This window comes from Nonomuraea sp. NPDC001699, from assembly GCF_053596455.1.
On record NZ_JBSFGF010000003.1, the window covers coordinates 532,141 to 549,359 of the forward strand.

Consider the following 17,219-nt stretch of genomic DNA (forward strand, 5'->3'; position numbering starts at 1 on the left):
AATCCGCCGCCGTTGAGAGAATTTTGATCGGATGTTGGCTGATTCCCGATAATTTCCTGCCGATCACGGAAGGAAATGGTGGGATGCGCCACGCAGGATGGGCGCGCCGGGCGTGCACGAGGCTGGCCACGCCCCGCGTCGCGGTCGGGATCGCCACGTTCGCCGTCGTGCTGGAGCTGGCCGACATCTGGGTGACCGCGCAGTTGCCGCCGTCGCCGTACACGCCGCTGCCGTTCGCGCCCGAGGACATGGCGGGCACGGCGTTCCCCGTCTTCGGCGCGATCCTCGTGCACAGCAGGCCGCGGCTGGTCATCGGCTGGCTGCTGTGCCTCGGCGGGACGAGCGCGGCGGCCAACATCCTGTCGGCCAACCTCTACCAGCTGCTCGACGGCGGGCCGGGCCCGCGCTGGCCGATCGTCAACCTGACCTGGAACGTCTGCGAGCTGACCCTCGGCGTCCTGCTGCCCCTGCTGTACCCGGTGGGCAGGCTGCCGTCGCGGCGGTGGCGGCCGGTGATCGCGCTGGCCGTGGCCGGGCAGGCGCTGGACTGGGCCGGGCTGCTGGCCGACCGGCCCGGGCTGCGGGAGGCCGGGCACGCCACGCTCTCGGCGAGCATGGTGCTGGCCTTCGCCTCGCTGGTCGTGCGTTTCCGGCGCGGCGACGCGGTCGAGCGGCGGCAGCTCCTGTGGCTGCTGGTGGCGCTGCCCGGCCTGCTGGTGCCGTGGATGCTCGGCGCGGACGTCTGGTGGGTGGCCTCGCTGGCCATCCCGCTGATCCCGGCGGCCATCGCCGTGGCGGTGCTGCGCTACCGGCTGTTCGGCATCGACACGCTGATCAGCAGGGCGCTGGTGGGCACCGGCCTGGCCATCGTGATCACCCTCGTGTACGTCGCGGTCAGCGCGGCCCTCAGCGTGTTCCTGTCGGAGGTGGACCGGATCGCCGGCATCCCCGCGGCCCTGTTCGCCGGGGCGTTCTTCCAGCCGATGCGCCGCGGCCTGCAACGCGGCGTGGACCGCCTGCTGTACGGCAGCACCGGCGTGCCCGGCACGCTGGCCCGGCGACTGCGGCACCGGCTCCAGCACACCGACCCCGTGCACGGCCTGCTGGCCACGCTCGACGTGCTGCGCGAGGGCCTGTCGGTGACCGGCGTCGCGGTCGAGGCCGACGGCGCGGTCACCACGTCCGGCGTGGTGGGCGCGGCGGCCAGGACCGTCCCGCTGGTGTGGCACGGCGAACCGGTCGGGCTGCTGCTGATCGGGCCGACGGACCGGCGCAGGTTCCCCGCGGCCCACGACGAGCGGGTGATCGCCACGATCACGCCGTACATCGCCGACGCCGCGCACGCCGTACGGCTGACGGCGGCGCTGCAGCGCTCACGCGAGCGCATCCTGACCGCGCGGGAGGAGGAACGGCGGCGGCTGCGCCGTGACCTGCACGACGGGCTCGGCCAGTCGCTCAGCGGCATGGCCATGTCGATCAACGCCGCCCGGCTGACCATGCACAGCGCTCCCGAGCAGGCCGACCGGCTGCTGGCCGGGCTGCGCGCCGGCATGGACGCCGTGACCGGCGACATCAGGCAGCTCGTCTACGGCCTGCGCCCACCCGCCCTGGACGAGCTGGGCCTGGCCGGCGCGATCGAGGACCTGGCCGGGACGCCGGTCGGGACGTCGGGCGAGCTGACCGGCCTGCCCGCCGCGGTCGAGGTCGCGGCCTACCGCATCGTGCAGGAGGCGCTCACCAACGCGCGCAAGCACGCCCGCGCCTCACGGATCACGGTGACGTTGCGCCGCGACGACCGCCTGCGCGTCACGGTCGCCGACGACGGGATCGGCCTGCCGCCGGACGCGCGGCCCGGCGTCGGGCTGGGCTCGATGCGCGAACGGGCGGCCGAACTCGGGGGCACCTGCGCCGTACGAACGGGACCGGGAGGTGGCACGGTTGTCCATGCCGAACTCCCCCTGTGACAATTCGCCATATCCCCGGACGTGTTATCCCTCTACGCTTACCCCTGACATGCTGACATTCACCGCACTGGGACCGTTCCACGCCTGGAGCGACGGCGTCCCCCTCGACCTCGGCGGCCAACGGCAGCGGGCGGTGCTCGCCCGTCTGCTCGTGGCGGGCGGCCGGGCCGTGCCCGTGCACACGCTCATCGACGAGCTGTGGCCGGGCGATCCGCCCGCGCAGGCCCTGTCCACCATCCAGGGCTACGTCTCGCGGCTGCGGCGCGCGCTGGAGCCCGGCCGCGCGCCGCGCGAGGAGGCCGAGGTGCTGGTCTCGGCCGCGCCCGGCTACGCGCTGCGGGCCGCGACCGAGCAGGTCGACTCGTGGCGGTTCGAGAGCCTGGTGAAGACCGAGGGCCCGCCCCCGCAGGTGTGGGCCGCCATGGAGAGCGCGCTCGGGCTGTGGCGCGGGCCGGCGCTGGCCGAGTTCGCCGAACTGACCTGGGCGGCGACCGAGGCGGGCAGGCTGGAGGAGCTGCGGCTGATCGCCGTCGAGCGGCGCGCCGACGCCGGGCTCACGCTGGGCCGGGCCACCTCCCTGGTGGCCGACCTGGAGGCGCACGCCTCGGCCCACCCGCTGCGCGAGGAGGCGTGGCGGCTGCTGGCCCTCGCCCTGTACCGGATGGGCCGCCAGGGTGACGCGCTGGCCGCGCTGCGCCGGGCCCGTGCGGTGTGGCGGGACGAGCTGGGGCTCGACCTGTCGGCCGGGCTGCGCCGGCTGGAGGCCGACATGCTGGCCCAGCGGCTGGAGGAGCCGCCGCCCCCGCCGTCCGCCGCCCCCGCTCCGGCCGCCGCCGGGGAGCGGGTGCTGCGCGTGCTGGTGGCCGACGACCAGGCGCTCGTACGGGCGGGGCTGCGCGCCATGCTCGACAGCGAGGACGGCGTGGCGCTGGCCGGCGAGGCGGCCAACGGCGAGGAGGCCATCGCGGGCGTACGCGAGCACCGGCCGGACGTCGTGCTGCTCGACATCCAGATGCCGCACCTGGACGGCCTGGCCGCCGCCCGCCGCATCCTGGCCGGGGAACGCCCGCCCAAGGTCGTCATGATGACCACGTTCGGCAGCGACGAGAACCTGTACGCGGCGCTGCGCGCGGGCGTCAGCGGCTTCGTGCTGAAGACCTCGGCCCCCGAGCAGTTCCTGGCCGCGATCAGGGCCGCCGCCGTCGGGGACGCGCTCATCGACCCGGCGGTCACCACCCGGCTGATCTCGGCGTTCGCCGGCCGCACCGACCCGGCCTCGCCGCCGGCGCTGGCCGGACTCTCCGACGCCCGGCTCGACGTGCTCAAACTCGTCGCGCGCGGGCTGACGAACCGGCAGATCGGCCAGACGCTGGCGCTGCCCGAGGAGGAGGTGTCGGTGCTGGTGAAGTCGCTGCTGGACCACCTGGGGCTGTTCGACCGGGCGCAGCTCGTCATGGCGGCCTACGAGTCCGGTCTGGTCACTCCAGGGGACAAGGGACACTTTTCGTCGCTTTGACGATAAAAATCTGGTCGTACTAGGCTAATGACGTGGCACAACTGCGCATAGCCCTGGCACAGACGAACCCGACCGTCGGCGACCTGGCCGCCAACGCCGAGCGGCTGGTCGCGTGGACCCGTGACGCCGCCGAGCGCGGCGCTCACCTGGTCGTCTTCACCGAGATGTTCCTCACCGGCTACCCCGTCGAGGACCTGGTGCTGCGCACGTCCTTCGTGGACGCGAGCATCAGGACCCTGGAGGAGGTGGCGCGCAGGCTCGACCGCGAGGGACTGGGCGACCTCCCTGTGGTCGTCGGCTACGTCGACCGCGCCGGCCTGGCGCCCCGGGTGGGCCAGCCCAAGGGCGCGCCGCTGGACGCGGCCGCGCTGCTGCACAAGGGCGAGGTCGTCGTCCGCACGGCCAAGCACCACCTGCCCAACTACGGCGTGTTCGACGAGTACCGCTACTTCGTGCGCGGCGACCGGCTGCCGATCGTCCGGCTGCACGGCGTGGACGTGGCGATCGCGGTCTGCGAGGACCTCTGGCAGGAGGGCGGGCCGGTGTCCGTCGTCGGCCAGGCGGGCGCCGGGCTGCTGGTCGTGCCGAACGCCTCGCCGTACGAGAAGGAGAAGGACGACGTACGGCTGGAGCTGGTCGCCCGCAGGGCGCGCGAGGCCGGCTGCGCGCTCGCCTACGTCAACCAGGTCGGCGGGCAGGACGAGCTGGTCTTCGACGGCGACTCGATCATCGTGGACGCCTCGGGCGAGCTGGTCGCGCGGGCCGGCCAGTTCCGCGAGGAGCTGCTGGTCGCCGACCTCGACCTGCCGGTCTCCGACGCCGAGCCCGGCACGTTCCCCCACGACGCGCTCGACGGCACCACGATCACCGTCGAGCGCCGGGTCCTGTCGCAGGAGCCCGTCGAGCCCTACCCGGCGCAGCCCGCCCCCGTCGCCGAGCGGCTCGACCTGCACGCCGAGGTGTACTCGGCCCTGGTGCTGGCGGTACGCGACTACGTGGCCAAGAACGGCTTCCAGTCGGTCATCCTGGGCCTGTCGGGCGGCATCGACTCGGCCCTGACGGCGGCCATCGCCTCCGACGCGATCGGCCCGTCCCGGGTGAACGTCGTGCTCATGCCCTCGCGCCACTCCTCCGACCACTCGCTGGCCGACGCCGAGGACCTGGTGGCCAGGCAGGGCATCAACTCCAGGATCGCGCCGATCGCCGAGATCGTCACGGCCTTCGAGAAGGAGATCGAGCTGTCCGGCCTGGCCGCGGAGAACCTCCAGGCCAGGGTGCGCGGCATGATCCTCATGGGCCTGTCGAACCAGAACGGCCACCTGGTGCTCACCACCGGGAACAAGAGCGAGCTGGCCACCGGCTACTCCACCCTCTACGGCGACTCCGCCGGCGGCTTCGCCCCGATCAAGGACGTGCCCAAGACGATGGTGTGGGAGCTGTCCAGGTGGCGCAACGCGCACACCTGCGAGGGCTTCCTCATGTCCGTCGAGCGGCCGATCCCGGAGAACTCGATCACCAAGGAGCCCAGCGCCGAGCTGCGCCCCGACCAGCGCGACACCGACTCGCTGCCGCCGTACGAGGTGCTGGACCGGCTGCTGGACGACTATGTGGAGAAGGACATGGGCTCGCAGGAGCTCATCGCGGCCGGGCACGACCCCGCGCTGGTCACGCGGGTGATCCGGCTGGTGGACCTGGCGGAGTACAAGCGCCGCCAGTACCCGCCGGGCCCCAAGATCACGCCGAAGAACTTCGGCCGCGACCGCCGCCTCCCCATCACCAACCGCTGGCGCGAGACGACCTGACCCGTCCGGCCGCCCCTTTCGTCGCGAGGGGGCTGGCTGCCCCCCTCCGGCCGCCTCCTCCCCTCGTGAGGAGGTGGGCCGTCCTTCCGGCTGCCCCCTCCCCTCACGAGGGGGCGGGTCGCGCCTGGCGGTGGGATTGTCGGTGGCGGCTGGCAGGGTGGGGCCGTGGCACAACCGCTGAAAGACCTGATCAACGCCCGGTCCGTGTCGGTGCTCGCCGACGGCCTGGCCGCCGTGTGGCCCTCGTTCCCGCACGCCCGCTTCACCGAGCGCGCCCTGGCCGGGCTCGCCCCGCTGGAGCTGAAGGACCGCGTCAGGCACGTCTCCGCCGCCCTCCACGACGCCTTCCAGCATGCCCTCCCGATGCCCTACCCCCAGGCCGCCGAGCTGGTGCGGGCCTGCGCCGCGCGCGGGGAGCTCGACCTGTGGAGCGGCTGGCCGGTCACCGACCACACCGCCGTCCACGGGCTCGACCATCTGGAGGCGGCGATGGCCACGCTGGCGGCGCTCACGCCGTACTCGACGGGCGAGTTCGCCGTACGCCCCCTTCTCGACCGCCACCGCGACGACGCCCTCAAGATCATGTACGGCTGGGCGGAGTCCCCCGACGAGCACCTGCGCCGCCTGGCCTCGGAAGGCACCCGGCCGCGCCTGCCGTGGGCCTCCCGGGTCGGCTGGCTGATGACGCCCGGCCCCACCCTGCCCCTGCTCGACCTGCTGCGCGACGACCCGAGCGAATACGTCCGCCGCTCGGTCGCCAACCACGTCAACGACCTGGCCAAGGACCACCCCGACACGGCGCTCGCGGTGCTGGCCCGCTGGCGCGCGGGCGGCGGCTCGCACGTCGAGCGGGTCGTGCGCCACGCGGCCCGCGGGCTGCTGCGTGCCGGGCACCCCGAGGCGCTGGAACTGCTGGGCGCCACCCCGGGCAACGGCTCGGCGCGGGCCCTCGTCCTGGAGTCCGACACGGTCGCCGTCGGCGGCAGGCTGACGTTCACCGTCACGGTCACGGCGGGCGCGCCGGGCCCGCTGCTGCTCAAGTACGCCGTCCGCCGGGCAGGCTCGCGTCGCGTCTTCCACCTGGGCGAGCGCGTGGCCGCCGCCGAGGGGGCGGCGTTCACGCTGCGCAAGAGCCATTCCTTCCGCCCGGTCACCACCCGCAACGAGCCGCCCGGGCCACGCGAGCTCGACGTCATCGTCAACGGCCGGGTGGCGGCCACCGTGCCCTTCACCCTGACCGCCGCCCCCGGCGGGGTCACCTCGCCGATCGGGTAGCGGATCACCGGCACGAAGACCCGGAGACCCCGGACGTCTCAGCGCCTGACGCGGTCTCCGGCCAGTCCGAGCAGGACCGTGTCGACCACGCGTTCGGCCAGGTCGGCCGGGAGGTCTCCGGCCGGCCCCCACTTCGACTGCCACATCATCGTGCCGGAGAACAGGGCCATCGCCAGCTCGACGTCGAGGTCGGGCCTGAGCTCGCCGGTGGCGACGCCGCGCTCGATCACCGAGCGCAGTGCCTGCCTGCGCGGTTCGACGGCCCGCTTCACGAAGCGTTCCATCAGTCGCGGATAACGATCGGCCTCGCTCATCGCGATGTTCATCACGCAGCGGGTGCGGGCCTGGCCCGCCTCCCTGCGCATCGCGTCGAGCAGGGAGATCAGGTCGTCGCGCACGGAGGTGCCGGACAGCGGCGGGAGCGGCGCCTTCAGCGTGGAGAGCGCGTCGACGACCAGGTCCTCCTTGTTGGACCAGCGCCGGTAGATGGTGGTCTTCCCGACGCCCGCCCTCGACGCGATGGCCTCGATCGACAGCTCCGACACCCCCATGCCCTCACCGATCAGGTCGAGGGTCGCGTCGATGATCGCCTTCTCGGCCTTCTCGCTGCGCGGACGGCCCGCCGGGCGGGCAGTCCCTGAATCCTGGATCGTCATCGCGGCCTCACACTACCGCTGGTTCCTTCTGTTCCGCCTGCTGGACCGGGCGCGCCTTGCCCGGCATCCACTTGGCCACCACCGCGACGCCCACCAGGGCGATCACGGCCGAGACCATCGCCGTGACGTGCATGCCGTCGACGAACGCGGTGAAGGCGGGCTTGATCAGCGCCTGGCCGTGCTCGCCGAGCTGCCTGGCGAAGGCCGTCGTCGCCATGATGGACTCACCGGCGGCGTGCGGGGCGCCGGCCGGCAGCGCCGAGGCGATCTCGCCGCGGTAGCTGCTCGACAGGACCGAGCCGAGCACGGCCACGCCGAGCGCGCCGGCGACCTGGCGGACGGTGTTGCTCATGGCCGAGCCGACACCGGCCTTCTCCCTGGGCAGCGCCTCCATGATGGCGGTGGTCGCGGGCGGCATGATGTTCGCCATCGCCGCGCCCTGGACGAAGAAGATGATCTCGATCAGCACCACGGGCGTGTCCACGTCCATCAGGGCGTAGCTGCCCAGCGCGGCGGTCACCACGAGCATGCTGACCGTGGCCGACAGCTTGGCGCCGAAGAGCTGGTGCACCCGCTGGCTGAGCGGCGCGAAGATGAGCTGCGCGGCGGCGAACGGGATCATCAGGGCCCCCGCCTGGATCGGGCTGAAGCCCAGCACGATCTGCAGGTAGAAGGTCAGGAAGAACATCCCGCCCATCATCGCGAAGAAGACGATGCCCATCATGCCGATGGCCGAGCTGAACCGTACGTTGCTGAAGTTGCGCACGTCGAACACCGGGTTGTCGATGCGCCGCTCCCACCACACGAACACGCCCAGCACGACCAGGCCGAGCAGCGTCGGGACGATCACTTCCGCGCTCGCCAGGGTGCCCAGGTCGCCGCCGCGGATGATGCCGTAGACGAGCGCCACCAGACCGATGATCGACAGCACCACGCCCACCGGGTCGAGCTTGGACGGCTTCGGGTCACGCGACTCGGGCACGACGACGCCGATGAGGATCATGCTGATCACCACGATCGGCACGTTGACCAGGAAGACCGAGCCCCACCAGAAGTGCTCGATGAGCAGGCCGCCGGTGATCGGGCCGATCGCCACGGCGAGCCCCACGCCACCGGCCCAGATGCCGATCGCCTTGCCACGCTCACCGGGCGGGAACACGTTGGAGATGATCGCCAGCGTGGCCGGCATGATCGCCGCGCCGCCGATGCCCATCGCCGCCCGCGCGAAGATCAGCTGCATCGGGTCCTGGGAGTAGGCGCTGGCCAGCGAGGCCAGGCCGAACAGCGCCATGCCGATGAACAACATGCGCTTGCGACCGGTACGGTCGCCGATCACGCCGAAGGTGAACAACAGCCCGGCGAACACCAGCGTGTAGGAGTTGATCGCCCACTCCAGCTGGCCCTGCGTCGCGCCCAATCCGACACGGGGGTCGGCGATGGTCTTCATCGCCACGTTGAGGATCGTGTTGTCCAGCACGACCGCCAGGAGGCTGAACACCAGCACTCCCAGGATCCCCCACCTGCGTGGATGCCCTGCGTTCGGGTCCATGGAAATCGTCCTTAATTTCGATACGCCTGAGTTTCGCAACGACACCGTATCGCAAGAGATTCCGATACGCAACGGTCCCGTTTCGTAACTTCCGCCTGACGGAGGGAGTGCGCGGTGGGAAACAGCGGGGAAACCCCGATTCACCCCGTACACAGGCCCTCGCGAACCTTGCTGACAGACCCCGCGAACGGCCGCCGCGGGCACTGCTGACCAGACCCGCCGGCCTCAGGCCGGCAGGCTCGAACCCCCCGGGTCAGCTCTTGGTCACCGCCGGAGGCACGGCGTGCTCCTCGACCGGGGCCGACAGGACCGCGACCGGCGGACGCCGCCGCCACATCGGCAGCGCGACCACCACCATGACCACCCCGACCAGCCCCGCCACCACGAACGCCCACGTGGGCCCGCTGCCGTCGATGATCGCCCCCGCGATGGGCGAGGACGCGGCCCCGCCGATGAGCAGGGCGGTGCCGTGGAGGCCCATCGCCTCGCCCCTGGCCGCGGCGGGCACCCAGCGGCTGAGCACGTCGACCGTGGACGACAGGGCCGGGGCGCACAGCAGGCCGGCCGGCAGCATCGCCAGGATCAGCCACCGCCAGTCGGCCCCGGCCAGGCCCACGGGGATGGTCAGCAGGCCCATGCCCGCGATGAGCACCAGGGGCGAGAAACCACGCGACAGCCCGCCGTAGACGAAGCCGCCGACCAGCGAGTAGAGGCACCAGATCGCCACGGCGAGGCCGACCCACCGCGTCTCGCCCGCGGTGTTGATGGTGGCCACCAGCCCCAGCTCGGTCGCGGTGAGGATGAACGTGGCCGCCGCCGTCGTGCCGAGCAGCGCGACGAACCCCGGCGTGAGCCACTGCCGGCGCGGCACCTTCACCACCGGCTCCTCCAGCTCGACCGCCGACCGGGTGGGCGGGTTGAAGACGATCAGGCCGATGCCCGCCGCCGTGATGCCGAGGCCGATGACGACGAGCGTGGTCGTGCTGCCCAGCGTGGTGATGCCGGCCGCGGCGAGCGCGGGACCGGTCATGTACGACAGCTCGACCAGCATCGAGTCGAGCGTGAACCCGGTGCGCCGCTGCTCCGGCGGGACCAGCGCGGCCAGCGACTGCCGGGTCAGGCTGAACACCGGCAGGTTGAGCAGGCCCGCGACCGCCGCCGCGACGGCCAGCGCGGGCAGCGGCAGCGCCCAGGCGCACGACCAGAACACCGCCTGGGCCAGGGTGGTGACGACGAGCACGGGACGCACCCCGTGGCGGTCGACGAACCGGCCCGACAACGGCGAGCCGATCGCCATGCCGACCGTGCTGGCCATCGTCACCACGCCCGCCTCGACGTAACCCAGGCGCAGCCCGAAGACCACGTGCAGGGTGAGCGCCATCCCCATGGCGGTGGCCGGGACGCGCGCGAGCATCCCCACCAGGAGCAGGGTGCGGACGCCTGGGAGCCGGAAGAGCCGGCGATATTGGTCGAGAGCCATGGTGTGTCGTTTACCTCCGCGTCGATTGTGTCAAGAGGCACCGACAGTTTCGCCACTGGATTTCCCTCCATGACATCATCGAAGGAGTCCGGGGACGTCACTGGGACGCCTCGAGACGTTTCTGGAGGTGTCCATGTCTTCGACCACGCTGTACGGCGGCGCATCAGGGCGCAGGGTCACCGTCCGCGACCTCGCGGCGGCCAAGGAGCGCGGGGAGCGGTGGCCCATGGTCACCGCCTACGACGCCATGACGGCCAGGGTGTTCGACCAGGCGGGCGTGCCCGTCCTGCTGGTCGGCGACTCCGCGGCCATGGTCGTCTACGGCTTCGACTCCACTCTGCCGGTCACCCTCGACCACCTCGTCCCGCTCACCGCGGCCGTGGTGCGGGGGTCGTCGCGGGCGCTCGTGGTGGCCGACCTGCCGTTCGGGTCGTACCAGGGGTCGCCGCAGCAGGCGCTGGAGTCGGCGGCCAGGTTCATGAAGGAGGCGGGGGCGCACGCGGTCAAGCTGGAGGGCGGGCGGCGGGTGCTGCCGCAGGTCGAGGCGCTGGTCTCGGCGGGCGTGCCGGTCATGGCCCACCTCGGGCTCACGCCGCAGTCGGTCAACGCGTTCGGCGGCTACCGGGTGCAGGGGCGCGGCCAGTCGGGCGACGAGCTGATGGCCGACGCCAAGGACCTGGAGCGGGCGGGGGCGTTCGCGGTGGTGCTGGAGTGCGTGCCGGCCGATCTGGCGCATCGGGTGACCACGTCGCTGTCGGTCCCCACGGTCGGCATCGGGGCCGGGCCGTCCACGGACGCGCAGGTGCTGGTGTGGCAGGACCTGATGGGGCTGACGCCGCGTCCGGCCAAGTTCGTCAAGCAGTACTCCGACCTGGCCTCGGAGATGGACCGCGCGGTGCGGGCCTTCGCCGACGAGGTGACCTCGGGCGCCTTCCCGGCACCCGAGCACACCTACAGCTGACCCCGGGACCGATTCACCCCGCCGCGCCGAAGAGCGTGGCGGGGTCGGTGTTGGAGCCGCAGACCACGACGGCCACCCGCTCCCCCTCCGACGGCCGGTAGGCGCCCGACAGCAGCGCCGCGTACGCCGCCGCGCCCGCGGGCTCGGCCACCAGCCGGTGCCGCTCCCACAACGTCCGGCGGGCCGCGACGATCGCGTCGTCCTCCACCAGGACGCTCTCCACCCCGCTCCCCGACAGCACCTCGTACGCCAGCGCGCCGAGCTGCGTGGCGCCGAGCGCGTCGGCCGCCACGCCCCCCACCTGCACCGGCACCGGACCGCCCGCGCGCAGGGCCTCGTGCAGCGTCGGGATGGCGTACGGCTCCACCGCCACGATCCGCGGCGCGTCACCCCCGGCGCGGGCCCCCAGGGTGATCCCGCCCGCGAGCCCGCCGCCGCCCACGGCCACCACCACCGTGTCCACGCCCCCGGTCTGCTCCATGATCTCCAGCCCGGTCGTGCCCTGCCCGGCCAGCACCTCGGGCTGGTCGTAGGCGTGCACGGGCAGCGCGCCCGTCTCGGCGGCGCGCTTGGCGGCGGCGTCCGCGGCCTCGGAGTAGATGGCCCCGGTCTGCGTGGTGTGCGCGCCGAGCGCCTTGAGCCCGGCCACCTTGACCGGGCTCGTCACCTCCGGGACGAAGATCTCGGCCCGCACGCCCAGCGCCTTGGCGGCGTGGGCGACGGCCAGCCCGTGGTTGCCGCCGCTGGCGGCGATGACCCCGGCGGCGGGCAGCGCGCCGGCCGACAGGATGCGGTTGAACGCCCCCCGCACCTTGAAGGACCCGGAGTGCTGCAGCAGTTCCAGCTTCAGGAACAGGCCCGGCGAGATCTCCAGGACGGGCGTGCGCAGCACGTGCCCTTCGATCCGGCGGGCCGCGTCGAGGACGTCCTGATATGTGACGGCGGTCACGGTTCTCCCTTGGTCGTACGCCCGCGGTCCGCGAGCATGATCCGACGCTATCCGAGCGCCTGTGCCACGTCCGCCCAGAGGTCCTCGGGATGCTCGATGCCCACGGCGATGCGCACCATGCCCTCGCCCACCCCGTGCCTGGCCAGCTCCTCGGCGCCGAGCGAGCGGTGTGAGGTGGTGGCGGGGTGCATGACGCGGGTCTCGACGCCGCCGAGCGAGGGCGCGAGCTGCGCCAGCCGTACGGACTTCATGAACGCCTCCCCCGCCGCCCGCCCGCCGGTCAGGTCGAAGGAGAACACGCCGCCGAAGGCCGGCAGCAGCTTGCCGGCGAGCTCGTACGACGGATGCGAGGGCAGCCCCGGCCAGTGGACGGCCGCCACGGCGGGGTGCTCGGCGAGCCGGCGGGCCAGGAGGTCGGCGTTGGCGCAGTGGCGCTCCATGCGCAGCGGCAGCGTCTGGAGCCCGCGCAGCGTCAGCCACGCCGTGAACGGCTCGGCCGCGGCCCCCAGCTCGGTGGAGAAGTGCCAGACCTTCCCGTGCAGACCGGGGTCGGCGAAGATCGCGATGCCGCCGATCACGTCGCTGTGCCCCGACAGATACTTGGTGGTGGAGTGCACGACGACGTCGGCGCCGTGCTCCAGGGGACGGCAGAGCACGGGCGTGGCGAAGGTGTTGTCCACCACCGACAGGATGCCCAGCTCACGGGCCGTGGCGCACATCGCGGGCAGGTCGGCCACCAGCGCCATCGGGTTGCTGATGGTCTCCAGGTAGACCAGCCGCGTCTCGGGCCGCACGGCGGCGCGCAGCGCGCCGGGGTCGTTCTCGGGCACGTGGGTGACGGTCATGCCGAACCTGGCGACCAGGTCGTTGAGCATCGTGGCGGTGCCGCCGTACAGGGAACGCTGGGCGATCAGGTGGTCGCCGGGCTTGAGCAGGGCGAGCAGGACGGTGTTGATCGCGCCCATGCCGGAGGCCGCGGCCAGCGCCGCGGCGCCGCCCTCCAGCCCGGACACCGCCAGCTCCAGCGCGCGCACGGTCGGGTTGGTGTAGCGGCCGTAGACGAAGGCGCCGTCGGGGCTGCCCATGGCCGCGCCCATGACCTCCGGGTCGTCGAAGGCGAATCCGGCGCTCTGGTAGAGGGGCATGCCGAGCGGCCGGCTGCCCTCGACCGCGGGCTGAGGCAGGTGTACGGCACGCGTTTCAGGGCGAAAATCACTCATGTCATCAAATATCCCCCGCATTGGCCTCCAACAGCAGAGCCAATACGAGAGAATTGGTCCATGAATAGAGCCAATCCCGATGACCTCGTCCACCTGCTGGGCCGGTGGGCCTCCGGACGCGGGCCGCTCTACCTGCTGCTCACCGCCCGGCTGCGGGCGCTCATCGACGACGGCGTGCTCCCGCCCGGCCAGTCGCTGCCGCCCGACCGGGTGCTGGCCGCCCGGCTCGCGGTCGGCCGCGGCACGGTCGTCGCCGCCTACGACCTGCTCCAGCAGGAGGGCCGGGTGACGCGCCGCCAGGGCAGCGGCACCCGCGTCGCGCCGGGCGACCCGCCGGCCGCCAGGACCGCCGAGGGCGTGGCGGCCAACCCGCTGATGCTGCACCTCCTGCACGCGCCCGACGGCGTCCGGCTGCTGACCTGCGCGGCGCCGGACGACCCGCCCCAGGCGCTGTTCGAGGCGTACCAGGAGGCGGGGGCGCGGGTGGCGGGCCTGCGCGACCTGGGCTACCAGCCGGCCGGCGACCCCTCGCTCCGGGAGGCGCTGGCGGCCTACTACAGCGCGCGCGGCCTGCGCACCACGGCGGACCAGATCATGGTGACGACGGGCGCGCAGCAGGCGCTCACGCTGCTGGCCGGGCTGCTGGTCGCGCCGGGCGACACCGTGCTGACCGAGTCGCCGACGTACCCGGGGGCGCTGGAGGCGTTCCGGCACGCGGGGGCCGTCGTCAAGCCCGTCGGCCTGGACGACGACCGGGCGTCGCGGGCGGTGCGCGAGCGGCCGGCGCTGGTCTACTGCGTGCCCACCGCGCGCAACCCCGACGGCGCGATCATGGACGACGCGGCCCGCAGGCGGCTGGCCGCCCTGGCCGCCGAGCACGGCGTGCCGCTGATCGACGACGAGGTCTGCGCCGAGCTGTGCTTCTCGGGCGGGACGCCCCCGCCGGTGGCCGTGTTCGGCGGGGGCGAGCACGTGGTCACCGTCGGCTCGCTGAGCAAACTGGTCTGGGGCGGGCTGCGGGTGGGCTGGGTCCGCGCGGCGGCGCCGCTGGTGTCGCGGCTGGCCAGGCTGCGGGCCGTGCACGATCTCGGCGGCGAGGTCTTCAGCCAGCTCGCCGCCGTCGCGCTGCTGCGCCGCCTCGACGAGGTGCGCGAGGCCCGCGTACGCGCCCTGCGCCGGCGGCACGACCACCTGTGCGCCGAGCTGCGCGCCCGCCTGCCGTCCTGGACGTTCGAGCCCGCCCGCGGCGGCCAGACCGTCTGGGCGCGCCTGCCGCGCGGCGACGCCGGCTCCTTCGCCCAGGTCGCGCTCCGGCACGGCGTCGCGGTGCCGCCGGGCGGCTCCTTCGACCCGCTGGGCGGCCGCGCCGACCACCTGCGCCTGCACTTCCTGTTCCCCGAGGAGGAGCTGTCGCGGGCGGTGATCGACCTCGCGGCGGCCTGGGCGGCCTACGACGGCGCCGGGAAACCCGTCTCCCGGCACGCCCTCGTCGTCTGACAGGGTGGGGGCCATGGAAACGACCTTCGTACTGGTGCACAGTCCGTCCGTCGGGCCCTCGACGTGGGCTCCGGTGGCCGAGGCCTTGGGGCGGCGCGGCCGGGCGGCCGTCGTCCCCGACCTGACCGGCGTGTCCGCCGGCGGGGCGCCGTACTGGCCGCGCGTGGTCGCGGCGGTGCGCGCGGCCGTCCCCTCCGAGGGGCCGCTCGTGCTGGTGGCGCACAGCAACGCCGGGTTCTTCGTGCCGGTGATCAAGGAAGGGCTGGGCGACCAGGTGGTGGCCTGCGTGTTCGCCGACGCGCACGTGCCGCCGCCTCAGGGGCTGGTCAGGACCGCCGAGGAGGGGTTCCTGCCGTTCCTGCGCGGCCTGGCGGGCCCCGACGGCGTGCTGCCGCGCTGGACCGACTGGTGGGACGAGGAGGACATCGTGGCCATGCTCCCCGACCCGGCCCAGCGGGTGCTGGTGGCGGGCGAGCAGCCGCGGCTGCCCCTCGACTACTACACGCAGCCCGTCCCCGTGCCCGCGGGCTGGGACGCGGTCAGGTGCTCGTGCCTGTGGTTCGGGCCGCCGTACGAGCAGGTGGCCGAGGACGCGGCCGGGCGCGGCTGGCCGGTGACCCGGCTGCCCGGCCTCCACCTGCACCAGGTGATCGACCCCGAGGGCGTCACGGACGCGCTGCTGAAGCTCTCCAGGAAGTCGTGAATTCTTCACTGTCGGCCCCCTGACCCGTCCGGCCATAGTCGGACACATGATCGAGGTGAACGAACTCAGGAAGAACCACGGGACGTTCGAGGCGGTGAAGGGGATCTCGTTCCGGGTGGGCGAGGGCGAGATCTTCGCCCTCCTCGGCAGGAACGGCGCGGGCAAGACCACCACGGTCGAGGTGCTGGCCGGCTTCCAGCGGCCGGACGGCGGCACCGTACGGGTGGCCGGCCTCGACCCCTGGTCCGACCGCGCGGCCGTACGGCGGCGCGTCGGCGTCATGCTCCAGGAGGCCGGGTTCTTCCCCGACCTGACGGTGGCCCGGACGGTCGCGGTGTGGCGCGACTTCACCCCCGCGCCGCGACCGGCCGGGGAGGCGCTCGACCTGGCCGGCCTGACGGACAAGGCCGGGACCAGGGTGCGCCAGCTGTCCGGCGGCGAGAAGCGCCGGCTCGACCTGGCGCTGGCCCTGCTCGGCCGCCCCGACGTGCTGTTCCTCGACGAGCCCACGACCGGCATGGACCCCGAGGCCCGCGCGAACACGTGGGAGGTCGTGTCCGGCCTGGCCGCGCGCGGCACCACGATCCTGCTCACCACCCACTACCTGGAGGAGGCCCAGCGCCTGGCCTCGTCCATGGCGATCCTGGACCGGGGCGGGATCGTCGCGGCCGGCGGGATGGCCGAGACGCTGGCCGCGCAGGGCGGACGGGTGACGTTCCGGCTGCCCGCCGGGGTCGCCGCGGACGACCTGCCGCTGCCGGTCACGCTGGACGGCGGCACCGCCGTCTGCCGGGCCGAGGACCCCGACCTGGCCGCGCAGACGCTGCTGACGTGGGCGGCAGGGCGCGGACTGCGGCTGACCGGCCTGGAAGTCCGCGCGGCCACCCTCGAAGACCTCTTCCTCGACCTGCCCAGGAGCGCCCGATGAGCCTGACCGCCACCTACCGTCTCGGCACCCGCCTGTTCTGGCGCGACAGGGCCATGCTGGTCGCCTCGGTGATCACCCCGGTCGGGCTGACCGTCGGCATGCCCGCCCTGATGCGCCAGGTCACCTCGGGCGGGGTCCCGTTCGCCACCGCGGCGTTCCAGAGCTCGCTGGCGATCGTGCTGGCGCTGACCGCGTTCATGAACATCGCGGTGGCCCTGACCAACCGGCGCGACCAGCTCGTGCTCAAGCGGCTGCGGGCCGGGCTGCTGACCGACGCGCAGATCCTGGCCGGCCAGGTCGCGAGCACGGCCACGCAGACCTTCCTGGTGATCGTGCTGTGCGCGGTGGCCGTGCGGTTCGCGGCCGGGGTGCCGCTGCCGGACGACCCGCTGCTGTTCGCCGCCATGACGGCCGCGGGCTCGGCCGTCATGGCGCTGCTGGGGACGGCGTACACGGCGGTGATCCCGCGCAGCGAGCTGGCCGGGGCGTTCACCATGCCGGTGTTCCTGGTCGCCGCGGTGTCGGCGGGCGCGATGGGACCGATCCCGCTGCCCTCGTGGCTGGTCCCGGTGCTGGACCTGCTGCCCACCTCGGCCGTGGTGCACGCGGTGAGGACAGGGGAGGCGCTCGTGCCGGCGCTCGTCCTGGCCGGTTGGGCGGTGATCGGCGCCGGCGCGATCCGGCTGTGGTTCCGCTGGGAACCGCGCCGGTCCTGACTC

14 protein-coding genes are annotated in these 17,219 nt (G+C 73.3%); 9 read left to right on the forward strand and 5 right to left on the reverse strand.

Going from position 1 to position 17,219, the window contains the following annotated elements:
• Positions 1–83 precede the first annotated feature (83 nt).
• The 4 genes from ACWCSU_RS12685 (at position 84) to ACWCSU_RS12700 (ending at position 6,557) form a co-directional block, all read left to right on the forward strand.
• The gene (locus tag ACWCSU_RS12685) at positions 84–1,964 is read left to right on the forward strand and encodes an ATP-binding protein (protein ID WP_449935011.1); all 1,881 of its coding nucleotides are present in this window, start codon (positions 84–86) and stop codon (positions 1,962–1,964) included.
• Between the two features lie 49 nt (positions 1,965–2,013).
• On the forward strand, positions 2,014–3,480 hold the full coding sequence (locus ACWCSU_RS12690; RefSeq protein WP_357700770.1) for a BTAD domain-containing putative transcriptional regulator: 1,467 nt from the start codon (positions 2,014–2,016) through the stop codon (positions 3,478–3,480).
• 32 nt (positions 3,481–3,512) lie between these two features.
• Positions 3,513–5,282, forward strand: a complete 1,770-nt coding sequence (locus tag ACWCSU_RS12695) for an NAD+ synthase (RefSeq protein ID WP_357700772.1) — start codon at positions 3,513–3,515, stop codon at positions 5,280–5,282.
• Positions 5,283–5,447: 165 nt separating this feature from the next.
• On the forward strand, positions 5,448–6,557 hold the full coding sequence (locus tag ACWCSU_RS12700) for a DNA alkylation repair protein (RefSeq protein ID WP_449935012.1): 1,110 nt from the start codon (positions 5,448–5,450) through the stop codon (positions 6,555–6,557).
• 38 nt (positions 6,558–6,595) lie between these two features.
• Here the strand turns inward: ACWCSU_RS12700 and ACWCSU_RS12705 are convergent, their stop codons facing one another.
• The 3 genes from ACWCSU_RS12705 to ACWCSU_RS12715 form a co-directional block, all read right to left on the reverse strand.
• The gene (locus ACWCSU_RS12705) at positions 6,596–7,213 is read right to left on the reverse strand and encodes a TetR/AcrR family transcriptional regulator (protein WP_357700776.1); all 618 of its coding nucleotides are present in this window, start codon (positions 7,211–7,213) and stop codon (positions 6,596–6,598) included.
• Positions 7,214–7,220: 7 nt separating this feature from the next.
• A complete protein-coding gene (locus ACWCSU_RS12710; RefSeq protein ID WP_357700778.1) occupies positions 7,221–8,762 on the reverse strand; it encodes an MFS transporter in 1,542 nt (513 codons plus the stop codon).
• Between the two features lie 253 nt (positions 8,763–9,015).
• On the reverse strand, positions 9,016–10,242 hold the full coding sequence (locus ACWCSU_RS12715; protein ID WP_449935013.1) for an MFS transporter: 1,227 nt from the start codon (positions 10,240–10,242) through the stop codon (positions 9,016–9,018).
• 133 nt (positions 10,243–10,375) lie between these two features.
• Between ACWCSU_RS12715 and panB the strand changes: the two genes are divergently transcribed.
• Positions 10,376–11,203, forward strand: a complete 828-nt coding sequence (gene panB, locus ACWCSU_RS12720) for a 3-methyl-2-oxobutanoate hydroxymethyltransferase (RefSeq protein ID WP_357700782.1) — start codon at positions 10,376–10,378, stop codon at positions 11,201–11,203.
• A 13-nt stretch (positions 11,204–11,216) separates the two neighbouring features.
• Here the strand turns inward: panB and ACWCSU_RS12725 are convergent, their stop codons facing one another.
• Entirely contained in the window at positions 11,217–12,152 is a 936-nt protein-coding gene (locus ACWCSU_RS12725) for a serine/threonine dehydratase (protein ID WP_357700784.1), read from the reverse strand.
• A gap of 47 nt (positions 12,153–12,199) precedes the next feature.
• The gene (locus tag ACWCSU_RS12730; protein ID WP_449935014.1) at positions 12,200–13,372 is read right to left on the reverse strand and encodes a trans-sulfuration enzyme family protein; all 1,173 of its coding nucleotides are present in this window, start codon (positions 13,370–13,372) and stop codon (positions 12,200–12,202) included.
• A 60-nt stretch (positions 13,373–13,432) separates the two neighbouring features.
• Between ACWCSU_RS12730 and ACWCSU_RS12735 the strand changes: the two genes are divergently transcribed.
• The 4 genes from ACWCSU_RS12735 to ACWCSU_RS12750 are packed head-to-tail and all read left to right on the forward strand — an operon-like array spanning position 13,433 to position 17,216.
• On the forward strand, positions 13,433–14,869 hold the full coding sequence (locus ACWCSU_RS12735; protein WP_449935015.1) for an aminotransferase-like domain-containing protein: 1,437 nt from the start codon (positions 13,433–13,435) through the stop codon (positions 14,867–14,869).
• A gap of 13 nt (positions 14,870–14,882) precedes the next feature.
• The gene (locus ACWCSU_RS12740) at positions 14,883–15,572 is read left to right on the forward strand and encodes an alpha/beta hydrolase (RefSeq protein ID WP_357700790.1); all 690 of its coding nucleotides are present in this window, start codon (positions 14,883–14,885) and stop codon (positions 15,570–15,572) included.
• A 46-nt stretch (positions 15,573–15,618) separates the two neighbouring features.
• The gene (locus tag ACWCSU_RS12745; RefSeq protein WP_449935016.1) at positions 15,619–16,500 is read left to right on the forward strand and encodes an ABC transporter ATP-binding protein; all 882 of its coding nucleotides are present in this window, start codon (positions 15,619–15,621) and stop codon (positions 16,498–16,500) included.
• A complete protein-coding gene (locus ACWCSU_RS12750) occupies positions 16,497–17,216 on the forward strand; it encodes an ABC transporter permease (RefSeq protein ID WP_449935017.1) in 720 nt (239 codons plus the stop codon). Before ACWCSU_RS12745 ends, ACWCSU_RS12750 begins: the two co-directional genes overlap by 4 nt.
• Positions 17,217–17,219: the final 3 nt, after the last annotated feature.

Bases quoted from the DNA above. Each gene is read 5' to 3' on its own strand.
- panB (WP_357700782.1), top strand. From the start codon at position 10,376: ATGTCTTCGACCACGCTGTACGGCGGCGCATCAGGGCGCAGGGTCACC.
- ACWCSU_RS12715 (WP_449935013.1), bottom strand. From the start codon at position 10,242: ATGGCTCTCGACCAATATCGCCGGCTCTTCCGGCTCCCAGGCGTCCGC.
- ACWCSU_RS12735 (WP_449935015.1), top strand. From the start codon at position 13,433: ATGAATAGAGCCAATCCCGATGACCTCGTCCACCTGCTGGGCCGGTGG.
- ACWCSU_RS12750 (WP_449935017.1), top strand. From the start codon at position 16,497: ATGAGCCTGACCGCCACCTACCGTCTCGGCACCCGCCTGTTCTGGCGC.
- ACWCSU_RS12730 (WP_449935014.1), bottom strand. From the start codon at position 13,372: ATGAGTGATTTTCGCCCTGAAACGCGTGCCGTACACCTGCCTCAGCCC.
- ACWCSU_RS12705 (WP_357700776.1), bottom strand. From the start codon at position 7,213: ATGACGATCCAGGATTCAGGGACTGCCCGCCCGGCGGGCCGTCCGCGC.
- ACWCSU_RS12740 (WP_357700790.1), top strand. From the start codon at position 14,883: ATGGAAACGACCTTCGTACTGGTGCACAGTCCGTCCGTCGGGCCCTCG.
- ACWCSU_RS12685 (WP_449935011.1), top strand. From the start codon at position 84: ATGCGCCACGCAGGATGGGCGCGCCGGGCGTGCACGAGGCTGGCCACG.
- ACWCSU_RS12710 (WP_357700778.1), bottom strand. From the start codon at position 8,762: ATGGACCCGAACGCAGGGCATCCACGCAGGTGGGGGATCCTGGGAGTG.
- ACWCSU_RS12690 (WP_357700770.1), top strand. From the start codon at position 2,014: ATGCTGACATTCACCGCACTGGGACCGTTCCACGCCTGGAGCGACGGC.
- ACWCSU_RS12745 (WP_449935016.1), top strand. From the start codon at position 15,619: ATGATCGAGGTGAACGAACTCAGGAAGAACCACGGGACGTTCGAGGCG.